The organism is Shewanella sp. NFH-SH190041 (assembly GCF_024363255.1).
In the GTDB taxonomy this organism is placed as follows: domain Bacteria; phylum Pseudomonadota; class Gammaproteobacteria; order Enterobacterales; family Shewanellaceae; genus Shewanella.
In genome coordinates this window covers 1,874,834-1,887,384 of record NZ_AP026070.1, presented here as the reverse complement: position 1 = coordinate 1,887,384, position 12,551 = coordinate 1,874,834, and the positions used below count along the sequence as shown (strand labels likewise).

Annotated in this window: 11 protein-coding genes; 8 read left to right on the top strand and 3 right to left on the bottom strand. The window is 45.4% G+C overall.

Annotated features, from left to right (window positions below):
- Window positions 1-31: 31 nt before the first annotated feature.
- A complete protein-coding gene (astE, locus tag NFHSH190041_RS08305; RefSeq protein ID WP_261924765.1) occupies window positions 32-1,093 on the bottom strand; it encodes a succinylglutamate desuccinylase in 1,062 nt (353 codons plus the stop codon).
- Between the two features lie 827 nt (window positions 1,094-1,920).
- Here astE and dcuC point away from each other — a divergent pair.
- Window positions 1,921-3,288, top strand: a complete 1,368-nt coding sequence (dcuC, locus tag NFHSH190041_RS08300; protein WP_261924764.1) for an anaerobic C4-dicarboxylate transporter DcuC — start codon at window positions 1,921-1,923, stop codon at window positions 3,286-3,288.
- 614 nt (window positions 3,289-3,902) lie between these two features.
- Complete coding sequence (locus tag NFHSH190041_RS08295; protein WP_261924763.1) at window positions 3,903-5,075, top strand: alpha-hydroxy acid oxidase; 1,173 nt, start codon at window positions 3,903-3,905, stop codon at window positions 5,073-5,075.
- Window positions 5,076-5,234: 159 nt separating this feature from the next.
- Here NFHSH190041_RS08295 and pgm read toward each other — a convergent pair whose 3' ends face one another.
- Window positions 5,235-6,905 carry a phosphoglucomutase (alpha-D-glucose-1,6-bisphosphate-dependent) gene (pgm, locus tag NFHSH190041_RS08290; RefSeq protein WP_261924762.1) on the bottom strand — a complete coding sequence of 557 codons (1,671 nt, stop codon included), beginning with the start codon at window positions 6,903-6,905 and terminating at the stop codon, window positions 5,235-5,237.
- A 22-nt stretch (window positions 6,906-6,927) separates the two neighbouring features.
- Entirely contained in the window at window positions 6,928-7,470 is a 543-nt protein-coding gene (gene seqA, locus NFHSH190041_RS08285) for a replication initiation negative regulator SeqA (protein ID WP_261924761.1), read from the bottom strand.
- Window positions 7,471-7,785: 315 nt separating this feature from the next.
- Here seqA and NFHSH190041_RS08280 point away from each other — a divergent pair, with 315 nt between their 5' ends.
- From NFHSH190041_RS08280 to efp, 6 genes are all read left to right on the top strand, one after another.
- Window positions 7,786-8,559 (top strand): alpha/beta fold hydrolase, encoded by a 774-nt coding sequence (locus NFHSH190041_RS08280; protein ID WP_261924760.1) that lies wholly within the window; start codon window positions 7,786-7,788, stop codon window positions 8,557-8,559.
- Between the two features lie 96 nt (window positions 8,560-8,655).
- Complete coding sequence (locus NFHSH190041_RS08275) at window positions 8,656-8,877, top strand: DUF2788 domain-containing protein (protein ID WP_261924759.1); 222 nt, start codon at window positions 8,656-8,658, stop codon at window positions 8,875-8,877.
- A gap of 11 nt (window positions 8,878-8,888) precedes the next feature.
- Window positions 8,889-9,161 (top strand): LexA regulated protein, encoded by a 273-nt coding sequence (gene ybfE / locus NFHSH190041_RS08270; protein ID WP_261924758.1) that lies wholly within the window; start codon window positions 8,889-8,891, stop codon window positions 9,159-9,161.
- A gap of 53 nt (window positions 9,162-9,214) precedes the next feature.
- Window positions 9,215-9,742, top strand: a complete 528-nt coding sequence (gene fldA, locus NFHSH190041_RS08265; RefSeq protein WP_261924757.1) for a flavodoxin FldA — start codon at window positions 9,215-9,217, stop codon at window positions 9,740-9,742.
- 338 nt (window positions 9,743-10,080) lie between these two features.
- Window positions 10,081-11,253, top strand: coding sequence for an elongation factor P maturation arginine rhamnosyltransferase EarP (gene earP / locus NFHSH190041_RS08260; RefSeq protein WP_261924756.1), 1,173 nt, complete (start codon window positions 10,081-10,083; stop codon window positions 11,251-11,253).
- A gap of 49 nt (window positions 11,254-11,302) precedes the next feature.
- Window positions 11,303-11,866, top strand: coding sequence for an elongation factor P (gene efp, locus NFHSH190041_RS08255; RefSeq protein WP_261924755.1), 564 nt, complete (start codon window positions 11,303-11,305; stop codon window positions 11,864-11,866).
- Window positions 11,867-12,551 lie beyond the last annotated feature (685 nt).

Below are 12,551 nucleotides of genomic sequence, written 5' to 3'. Positions count from 1 at the left end.
TGTTGGCGCTTTTCTGAATGTATATATTGCTTTACATCACCTCAGGGGCTGGCTCAGGTACCAGACATAACAAGGTGCGCTGACCTATCGGCACTTTAGCGTTGGGGAATACAATCGCCTCCTGTTCCGCTTCCACCACAATCGGATTCTCACCGTCATACCCCAGCACACTGCCTCGAGCAAAGGCGGTAAAGTTCTTCACATCATTGGCAAAAGTAAAGCTGAATTCATCATGTTGTTTCACCACCGAGCGGCTGACACGGAACAGATGAAATTGAGAGGGGTCATACTCAGGCAGATGCAGAGCGTCATCCGTGATCAACCGGGTTAACTGCCTGTCCATTGCAGCAAAACGACTCATATCATTCTGCCCCATCGGGAAAACCTTGCCTAATTCAATGGTAAAAGCATCAGCTCCAAATTCATTGGCCGAGAAGTAACTGAAGGTGGTGGTCGGCTCGTGATGGAACAGCACACAATTCACACCGGCAGAATGTAAGAAGCACAACTGGTCACGACGGTAAGGGCGACCGTGACGGAAAGGGTAAATCGCAAACTTATCATAGGTTGCGCCGCGAATGGCTGTATGCAAGTCATAATGCAACCGCTGGCGCGCTATTGGACTATCGGTAGCATCCCCACCGGGCGCGGAGAGATAAAATGCCTCGACATGCTGCTCTAATAATTTAGCCCGATGACGCTCTGGATTTATCAGCCCCGGTGCCTGAGAGTGTTCGCCACTAAATAGCCGATTGAGGTTTTCATCCACAATCCGGGTGCCATTAAATATGGCGGGCGGGTTGCCAAATAAAAACAGTACCCGGTGTTTGACCCGGATGTCTTCATTAAGAATGCGGCGGATAAGACTATTGCATAATTCGATGGGAGCGGTTTCATTCCCGTGAACCCCGGATGATAAAATAATATCTTTACCATTATCCTCAGCTAATGGTTCGATACGTAAGATACCGGTTGCCTCAATACTGATGCGGGTATGTCCCGCTAAGATCATCGATTCTGGCTGTTCAAAGCCATCGGGACAGGCCAGCGTCAGGGCCAGAAAGTCTTTTGACGCCATCAAGGTCTTGAGCATGTAAAACTCCTTGTTACACCAACTTGTTACACACATAAATGCTGACCAATGCCCGCGGTGCTCAATCTGGTGGTAAAACGGATTGCGCCATCATAGCACAGTATTTTTTACATTAACTCAATACCTTATCTCAAAAAAATATCGCTGAAATGTATCATTTCGTGCAGTCGCAAAGAGAGGGCGAGTAAGCAGAGCAAATAGCGCCAACATGGATTTAAGTAGTTTTGAAGTGACCGTAACAGTGATATAGTTCCACCATCAAGATAAAAATATTTTAGCTGTACTTAAGCCCGAGCTATCAATAGCTAAATATTTACGCCCTAAACACTAAATAACAATATTATCCTCTGACAAAATTCCCTATTTGTTTTATGAAAGATAAGCTGCTTTATCACAATATTTTAATCGCAAGCATAGAATAGATAAGTAAGAGAGTGTTTGATGTTGTCATTGCCTATCATGTAACAACTAAATAGAGAGTTGTGAATAGTAATCATTCCCACAAAATAGCATAGCATAGGGATTAATTTATCAGCATGCATCCATAATGAATTAGCAGAATATACAGCATTCACTTTATCAACAACCAATGTTGTATACACAAACTTGCAATTTTTATATTTTATTTCAGTAAAAACTTCGCAGCATTAATTCTACAGCGCTACGCCAATAATTGATAAAAATGATATTTAACTCGCAAATATGACAATATTTTATGATTTCAATAATGAGATAGTCATTTTTAGAGTGAATTATCGTTTATTTACATTTTTCTATGTACAGTAATAACTCATCCCTATCCATGTCATTAAAATAAGAGGTCTTAAATGACAGAGTTGTTGATCGGCTTAGTCGTCACTATTGCCGTTGGTTATTATATTATCAAAGGTTATAAAGCTGCCGGAATATTACTGACAGCCGGCGTTATTCTATTACTGCTGGCAGGTATATTAGGCCATAAAGTTCTGCCTGCTAATGTCACCTCTACTGGTAATATTCTCACCGATGCATTTGAGTATATTAAATATATGCTACAAAACCGCAATGCAGGGCTCGGCTTACAAATTATGCTGCTGTGCGGATTTGCAACTTATATGACCCATATTGGTGCGAATAATGTGGTGGTTAAACAATTTTCTAAACCACTGTCATTCATTAAATCCCCTTACGTGTTATTAGTCGCAGCCTATATTGTCAGTTGCCTAATGTCACTGGCGGTGAGCTCGGCCACCGGATTGGGCGTACTGCTGATGGCCACCTTATTCCCCATGATGACTGCTATGGGCATTTCCCGTCCTGCGGCGGCGGCTGTGTGTGCGTCACCTGCGGCGATTATTCTGTCACCCACTTCAGGGGATGTGATTATCGCGGCAGAAAAATCTGGCTTACCCCTGCATGTGTTTTCCGTAGAAACCGTGCTACCCGTCTCTATCAGCGCCATTGTCGTCATGGCCATTGCAACCTTTTTCTGGAACCGCTATCTCGATAAAAAAGATAATGCGCCGATGGAGAAATTGGATATTGCTCATATTGAAGTAAAGTCCCCGGCTTATTATTCAATTTTGCCTTTTCTACCTATCATTGGCGTATTTCTGTTCAATGGAGAAGCCATTCCCGGTATGCAGCTCGACATCTATACCATAGTGGTTCTCTCTATTGCTCTGAGCGCTGTGGTCGATTTATTCACTAACCGCTTTAACGGTAAATTGACCTTGGATAATTTAGAAGCCTGTTTCGCGGGTATGGGCGATGCGTTTAAAGGCGTCGTGATGTTATTGGTCGCAGCTGGGGTATTTGCCCAAGGCCTGATGTCTATCGGCGCCATTGATAACCTGCTGCATCTGGCTGATGAAGCCGGAGCCGGTGGTATGGCATTAATGCTGCTGCTCACTGTATTAACTGTCGCTGCTGCGATTGCAACGGGCTCAGGCAATGCGCCATTTTATGCTTTTGTCGAGTTAGCGCCCAAACTGGCCATTAAGCTGGGGCTCAATCCAGCATTCTTAATTATCCCTATGCTGCAGGCATCCAACCTTGGGCGCACGATTTCACCGGTTTCCGGCGTGATTGTGGCAACCTCAGGTATGGCGGGGATCAGTCCTTTTGATGTGGTTAAACGTGCGCTCGTTCCCGTATTATGTGGTCTGGTGACCGTGATTATCGGGACTGTATTGCTGGTCCCTATGCAGGCTTAATCTTGCATATAACAGACATATAACGAAGCTAAATAACGACTATCAACCGCTGGAGAGCACCGATATCAATCTGGTATTGGTGCTCTGTGTTCTTTTTCAGATATGCGTTATGCAGCCTATGCGATGTACTGGTCGCAATCCGTATGTCGCATACAGCCTGCTTAACTCACTCTCCTAAGCGCTCCCCACTAAGTATGCTATTGGCACAACTTGCACAACAACCAACCGCGAAAATCACATATAACGCTAGCCCCAACCAACACCCAATCAACTGACAAATCGACATGCCTTTGTCATAACAGTTTTGCCAATCAAATGGCAAAGCTAACCCCTAGCTAATGACCATCTACGCTCTTTAGGAGAAATGCATAAAAATAATTTTGCTGCGACGAACCGCTAACCCACAATATTTATACGGGTTAATCTTTTGCTACAATAATTGCTAATAACCAAGTAAATTAGTAGGTTATATTGGGTAATTTTCCCTTTAATTACATAAAAATATTACGCTGACATAAACAAGTCATTTGGTTAATTTTGTTTCATGTAACGACGAGTATTGGCTTCATCTAAAGTGAGTATGTTGGAAACAAATACTTTAGGGGTCGCTTATTATGATTGATTACTTCAATACCAATTATCCTTCAGTGGATTTACTGCGGTTACGCGCCCAGCAGCGCCTACCCCAATTTGCCTTTGAATATGTCGATGGTGGCTGTAACGTCGAGCAGGGGTTACACAAAAATACTGACGATATCCGCAAGCTGGAATTACTGCCCTACTACCTGCGTCAATATGATCATATTTCGATGAAAACGACGCTATTTGGTGAAACCTACGACGCCCCTTTTGGTATCAGTCCGGTAGGACTGCAAGGATTAATCTGGCCTGAAGCGCCGGAAATTCTCGCTAAGGCGGCATTTGATCATAATATTCCTTTTGTATTGAGTACGGTAACCACCTCCCCAATTGAAAAAATTGCGGAAATTACTGAAGGCAAAGCTTGGTTCCAGTTATATCATCCAGTGGACGACAACATCACAGATGATTTGCTGGCGCGCTGCAAGCGTGCAGGCATCAAAACCTTGGTATTGTTATCCGATGTTCCCACATTTGCCTACCGTCCAAAAGAAATCAAAAACGGGCTGGCAATGCCACCGAAAATGACAGCCCACAATATTTATGAAATCTTTAAATCGCCACAATGGGCGCTGACAACCTTACTCAAAGGCAAACCACAATTTGCGACCTTGAAGAAATACATGTCCGGTAATATGAACATGCACCATTTAGCGCTGTTTATGGACAAAACCTTTAATGGTCGTCTGAGTATGGAGAAAGTGCAGCGATTACGGGATAAGTGGGATGGCAACTTAGTGATGAAAGGACTGTCTACCGTGGAAGACAGTGACAAAGCAGTGGCCTTAGGACTGGATGGCATTATTATTTCCAACCACGGTGGCCGACAATTGGATGCCGGCCCCTCCACCATCAGTGTCGCGCCGGAAATTATTGCTAAACATAAGCAAAATATAACCATTATGATGGATAGCGGTATCCGTAATGGCCCTGACATTGCCCGCACCCTGTCAGTTGGCGTGGACTTTACCTTCCTTGGCCGCACCTTTATGTACGGGGTTGGCGCGTTAGGTCATCACGGTGGCTATCACACTATCAATATGCTGAAAAAAGAGCTGCAACAAGTGATGGAGCAATGCTGCTGCGAAACGCCGGCAGATTTTCCCAACCATTTACTGGACAATATTTGGCAAGCACCGTCCGTCTAGTTCCGTTTAGCCCAAAAACAGAAAAAGCCGCTGATAACAGCGGCTTTTTAATTACAATCTGGTTTGATCTAACTTGTTTTGATTGAGCTTAACTGGCCTTACAGGCGCTCAATAACAAAGTTGCGATTCGCAGGATACATTAACCCAATCTAAACCCGATTACAGGGCTTTTAGTGCCGTATCGATCAATATGCGCGCATCAGCAAAAATCTGTTTCAGATGTTGTTCACTGACAAAGCTTTCAGCGTACAACTTAAACAGCGCCTCGGTACCGGACGGGCGAGCAGCAAACCAACCATTATCGGTGCACACTTTAATCCCACCAATTGCCGCGCCATTACCCGGCGCCTTCGTCAGCACAGCTGTCACTTTATCGCCAGCCAGCAGATCGGCACCTAAGCTCTCTGCGCTTAAGGCTGCAAACTTGGCTTTTTTCTTGGCGCTGATAGGGCTATCAATTCGGCCATAATAACTGGTACCAAACTGAGCTGTCAGTTGCTGATAATATTCTCCGGGGGTCATGCCGGTAACGGCCAGGATCTCTGCCGCGAGCAAACCTAAGATAAAACCATCTTTATCTGTACACCAGGTTTGACCATCTCGCTGCAAAAATGCCGCGCCAGCACTCTCTTCACCACCAAAGGCAATCGTCTGATTAGCTAAACCATCAACAAACCATTTAAACCCGACTGGCACTTCTAATAACTGCCGCGCCCGATGCTGACAGATACGATCAATCATGGCACTGGACACTAGCGTCTTACCAACCGCTAAGCTCTCTTGCCACTGAGGCCGATGGGTAAGCAGATAATCAATGGCGACCGCCAGATAGTGGTTGGGATTCATCAACCCGCCACCACCCTGACCACGCTCAGGACAAACAATACCATGACGGTCATAGTCAGGATCATTCCCTAGGCACAGATCAAATTCCTGCTGACGGGTCAGCAAGCCTGCCATCGCATAAGGAGAGGAGCAATCCATGCGGATCTTGCCGTCTTTATCAAGCGGCATAAAAGCAAAAGCTGGATCGACTGTGTTATTAACCACAGTAATATCCAGCCCATAATGTGCCGCAATACGTTGCCAGTAATAAATGCCGGAGCCACCTAAAGGATCCACACCGATACGGATATTAGCCTCACGGATAGCCTGCATATCCACTACTTGGTCTAATGCTGCAATATAAGGCAGATACAGATCGGTATATTTCACCCGGCCAGTCGTTAAGGCAATCTCAATATTAACCCGGCGAATACCCTCTAATTGGGCCGCCAGATAATCATTCGCCCGCTGTTCAATCCAAGCGGTGATCTCAGCTTCAGCCGGCCCACCATGGGGCGGATTATATTTAATGCCACCATCTTTTGGTGGATTATGGGATGGGGTAATAATCAGGCCATCGATCATCATAGGATCGCCTTTGGCCTTATTCCGGTTCGCCGCCACCAAATACTGACTAACCACAGGCGTCGGTGTAAAAGCATCATCAAGCTGAGCGATAACCTCTACGCCATTGGCGACCAGCACTTCAATGGCTGTAATATATGCCGCTTGTGATAAAGCATGGGTATCCATGCCCAGCACCAGCGCACCGCCAATGCCTTGCTGCTTACGGTAATCAACTACCGCTTGTGTAATCGCCAGAATATGCTGTTCATTGAAACTGGCATCAAAGGCACAGCCACGGTGCCCAGATGTGCCAAACGTGACTTTTTGTGCCGGATTATTCTGATCCGGTACTCGCCGGTAATAATGGCTCATCAGTTTGGGAATATTAACCAGATCATCTTGTGTGGCCGGTTTACCGGCGCGAGGGTGCAATGCCACCTGTAACTCCTAAAACAACAAATTAAACACGTTCAGCGATAAGAGCTGCCTGATGGCTGTCACAACCAAACTGCACCAGCACTTCAGACAAAATAGTGCGCTTTTTCGCAGTGTTATTATTGGTGGTTACCCAAAAACCGCTGTTACCAATTTCTTTTGGGTTGGCAGACTGACTGGCGTTAAGCAGTGCATCTTTAGAGGTCGCAAAATAGAGGCGATCGCGCCCCTGGATCTGCAGCACTTGATCAAAATCACGGCCACAGGCGCGATAAAGACTTTCCAAAATCAACAGAAAACGGCCAACAGCACCTTTTTGCTGCTCCAGTTCCTCTTCATTGATCAAAGTATCAAAACACAGTGGTGCATCTACCGCCACCGGCTCGGCTTTAGGGGCATTGCTGACTTCCATGCTAGGCTGACTGATAGCCTCTGGTGTCTCATGGGACACTTCCTCAACACTCAGCCCTAATAAACGACGCAGAATATCCGAGGCACTTTCACCAATCCGTTCCGTCTTACCGGCAATATAGCGATAAAGCTCTTCATCAACCTCGATATATTTCATGAGCAGTTTTCCTTTGTTACGTTAAATTGCAATGACAATCTCAGATCCCTAAAGATCCCGTGCCACAAAAAATCCCAGTTTATGCCAGATTAAGATGATTGATAAGCATCAGTGCCATGAAAAATATCCTATTTGCGATCCTTCGAGCAATATTCCATCGCCTAAGCATCACAATACTCTTACCAGGATCATTCTTATTAATTACAGGCGGGATTAAATCGTTTAATTAATCATCAATAAATAACGTTAATCCGGCCTTGACTATTATTTGCGATCAAAACGCGGCAAAATTCCAGCAGAATTAAGGAGCCGACCATGCATTTTGAATCCACCGGAGAAGGACAGGCTATTGTCTTTATCCATGGCCTTTTTGGCAGTTTGGATAACCTCAAAGGGCTAAGTAAAACCCTTTGCGATCGTTACCGTACAATCAGGATCGATTTACCCAGCCACGGGCAAAGCTCACACACTGAAGAAATGGATTATCCGAGTATGGCAGCCCAGTTGGCCAAGCTACTGGATACGTTACAAATTCCTAAAACCCATTTGGTCGGCCACTCGCTGGGTGGCAAACTGGCGATGGCATTTGCACTATCATACCCAGATCGCGTTTTGAGCCTTACGGTGGCCGATATTGCGCCCGTCAGTTATCCACCACGTCACCTCGCTGTTTTTGCCGCATTAGAGAAGATTAACCTAACAATGCTGGACACCCGCCAGTCAGCCCTGACACAATTGCTCAGCGCCGGTATTGACAGTGCAACAGTACAATTTTTGTTAAAAAATTTAACCAAGTCTGAGCAGGGCTTTCGCTGGAAAATGGATCTGGCGGCGTTAAAGCGCAATTATGCTCGCTTAATTGATTGGCCTTATGCTGGTCAACAGCAAACGCCCTTTACCGGAGCTGTGCTGTTTGTCCGTGGTGATCGATCTGATTATCTCACCGCTGACAGTAGAGAAGCGGTATTAAAGCAATTTCCCCACGCCAGAGTGAAAACCATCGTGGGAACAGGCCACTGGTTACATGCGGAAAAGCCTGCACAATTTAACCGGATTGTTGGCCGCTTTATTGATGACAATGCCCTTTAACTGGCTTCTGTTATCACTGTGTATAGCCGCAGGCGGGTTGATATGGTATATTCCCGCCTCTTTTGACCCGGGCAGCATGAAAAGGATAACAAGACAATGCTGGATCAATATATGGAGCAGATTGAAACCCTTGGCCTCAACCTGTTTTTTGCCGCGATATTTTTTTTTATCGGCATGGCGATCAGGGATGTGCTCAGACAGGGTAAGGTCCCGAAATTCGGTCAATATATTGTTTGGTTAGTGCTCTTTCTCGGCTGCGCCGGGTTTGTGGCAAAAGGTATTATCCAGTTTTCCTGGGAATCCTCAGGTATTGGTTAAACGACAGCAAGATGGCTAAAGAAACAACAGACAGAACCACTATTGACCTGTTTGCCAACGAGAAACGTCGCGGACGGCCGAGAACCAATCCACTGTCACGCGAGCAGCAACTCAAGGTCAATAAGCGCAATCAGATCCAGCGGGATAAAGCGAAAGGATTAAAGCGGATTGAATTAAAAGTGTCACAAGAGTTATATGACGCCTTGAACCGCGAAGCTCTGGCCAGTAACATCAGCCGCAGCCAATTAATCGAATTAATCCTGCTCAAGCAAATCGACTGCTGACAGTTTTTGTACCACGATAAGTGACATCGCGAACTCAACATAAAGGAAAGACAATGGCAACTGTAGGTCTTTTTTTCGGTAGTGACACAGGTAACACCGAAGCTGTAGCCAAAATGATCCAGAAAAAACTGGGTAAGCAAATGGTTGACGTTAAAGACATCGCCAAGAGCACCAAAGAAGAAATCGCTGATTTTGATCTGCTGATTTTCGGTATTCCAACCTGGTATTACGGTGAAGCCCAGTGCGACTGGGATGACTTTTTCCCAGAGCTGGAACAAATTGACTTTAACGATAAATTAGTCGCCATCTTCGGTTGTGGCGATCAGGAAGATTACGCAGAGTACTTCCTCGATGCCATGGGTATGGTGGGTGATATTGTTCAGTCCCGCGGTGGCATCATTATCGGTAATTGGCCAACTGAAGGCTATGAATTCGAAGCATCTAAAGCACAAATTGATGATAAGCACTTTATCGGTCTGGGCATTGACGAAGACCGTCAACCAGAATTGACCGATCAGCGTGTTGATGCTTGGGTTAAGCAGATTTATGAAGAAATGTGTCTGGCAGAGCTGGAAGACTAATCTTCCTTCTGACAGCAAAAAGCGGCCGATGGCCGCTTTTTTTATTAATGTTTCAAAAGTGCGTGTCTGTTGACCTTTTATACAAGGCAGAGGCTTTGATATGTAGTTGCGCTACCTGATAATAAGCCGATAACGCAGTAGAAAGGAACCTCAAACGCTACCCGAATGGTTCGGCTAAAAGCGTTTTACTCTTTGTTGAGCGGTTCTTGCTTAGAATAACTAGGCAGCAAACCCCTCGCCACGATAAACACGCTTTTATCTCGAACAAAATTTAACCATGAAACGTCAACAGACCCGAGCCTTACTGACAGATGGTCTTAATATGACCGAGGGATCCCATGTCTACCCATACTGTTTCTCCCCATTGGGATATTTTCTGCGCTGTGGTTGATAACTATGGCGATATTGGTGTCACCTGGCGTCTGGCGCGCCAATTAGCCAAAGAGTATCAATTAGATATTCGTCTCTGGGTTGATGATCTGCACAGCTTTGCCCATATTTTGCCGCAACTCAATCCAGCACTGACAGAGCAATGCTTTTCCGGTGTTACCATTTTGCCTTGGCGAGAGCCGCTGCCTCAGGCCTGGCAACCCGGTGCAGTGCTGATTGAAGCATTTGCCTGTGAACTGCCAAATAGTGTTAAGCACACTCTGCAGCAGCGAAAACAACAAAATGGTGCCCTTCCCTGCTGGCTTAATCTTGAATATCTCTGCGCGGAAACTTGGGTTGATGGCTGTCACGGTCTGCCATCAATGCAGGCCAGCGGCATAGACAAGTATTTCTTTTTCCCTGGCTTTACCCCCAAAACCGGTGGCCTTATTTGTGAGAAAAACCTGTTTGCCGAGCGTGACCGCTGGCAGGCGGATATCAGCAATCGCCGCGCGTTGTTTCAACAATTGGGCTTAACCGGCATCGCAGACGATGATCGCGTGATTAGCGTATTCAGTTATGAAACCCCGGCTTTACCGGCACTGTGCCAACAATGGCAGCAAACTGACCGGCCAGTCCATGTATTATTGCCCAAAGGCCGCAGTTTAAACTCGCTTACCGATTGGCTACCCTGCCCACCTGAAACGGTTAAACCCGGCCAAACCTTTACCCAAGGCAATGTCAGTTTGCATATTCTGCCAATGACAGACCAAGAGGGGTATGACAGATTACTGTGGAGCTGTGATATGAATATTGTGCGCGGAGAGGATTCATTCCTTCGAGCACAATGGGCAGCAAAGCCGTTTATCTGGCATATTTATCCGCAGGATGAAGATTACCACCTGATAAAATTACAAGCTTTTATGGCACTTTACTGCCATAATCTCGCTCCAGAGATTGGTCGTTACTGGCAAGCATTGAATATGGCATTTAACCAGGGGCATCCGGTTGAAGTGGCCTTAAACTGGCAACAGTTGGAAAAAACAACAACTGCACTGCAGCAACATGCCAAACAATGGCCAATCGATGCAATTAATCCCGCAGATCTGGCAAGTCGCCTAGTGCAATTCGTCAGAAAATAGCTAAAATACTGCGCTGAAGTGCAAAGTCAAAAATATAGGAAATTTAGCAATGAAAACTGCTCATGAAATCCGTCCAGGTAACATGATCATGTTCAATGGCAGCCCATGGGTTGTACAGAAGACTGAAACTACCCGTTCTGGCCGTAACGCAGCTATCGTTAAGATGAAGCTGAAGCACGTACTGATCGATTCCAGTACTGAAACCACCTTCAAAGGTGAAGACAAGATGGACGTTATCGTATTAGAGCGTCTGGATTGTACCTATTCTTATTTTGCTGATCCTATGTATGTATTCATGGATGCAGAATACAACCAGTATGACGTTGAAGCTGACAATATGGGCGATGCTGCCAAGTACATCGTTGATGGCATGGAAGAGCAGTGCCAGGTTACCTTCTACGAAGGCAAAGCTATCTCTGTTGAACTGCCAACCACTATCGTTCGTGAAGTAGGTTACACTGAACCTGCTGCCCGTGGCGATACTTCTGGTAAAGTGATGAAGCCTGCTAAGATCGTAGGTTCTGATCTGGAAGTTATGGTTGCTGACTTCGTTAAAGAAGGCGACAAAATCGAAATCGATACCCGTACCGGCGAATTCAAAAAGCGCGTGTAATTTCGGTATCCGATACAAAGCCAGCCTACGGGCTGGTTTTTTTGTAGCTATTATTTACTAAAACGTCTTTATCAACTCGCGCTATATCATTAATGGTTAACTCAATTTGAGTGTCTAATTTCTGACAGTTTATTTTAAAGCCCATAGCAACAGTCAATTGAATCCCATTAAATTGTTATAAGTAATATATCGACAATTAACCCCATGGGTAAAAATCATATGAGCGCGAATAGGCCTATAATTGCCTTCTGTATTAACATTAATCACACTCATCTGAATATGTCTCGGCTAAATCTTTTCTGCTGAGAGATCGCATCTTTGGCGATGAATACTTTCTAACCTTCAGTACTATTCAATCCACCCATTCAATCTCTGAATAGGCTCTCATCATAACGCCAAATTTAGCTCCATGTGTTATGGTGTGGAAAGCTAAGCCCTCGGTAACACTCACCCTCACCCTCTTATGCGGCGGCTTTAAAAATCGTTACTGCAAGCCCTAATGAAGGTGATGACAAACATCATGCCTTGCCCCAAGTCTATCTGTAGTACCGAATAAAATCCTTACCCGCCTAATAGATATATTTGTTGGAAGCCCTAACCTAAATGGCCAATATCCTCAGCTTTATCCCTACAAGATTGTGAGTCACTCTGATAAGAACATTATCAACAAGGCGCAATCAGTATC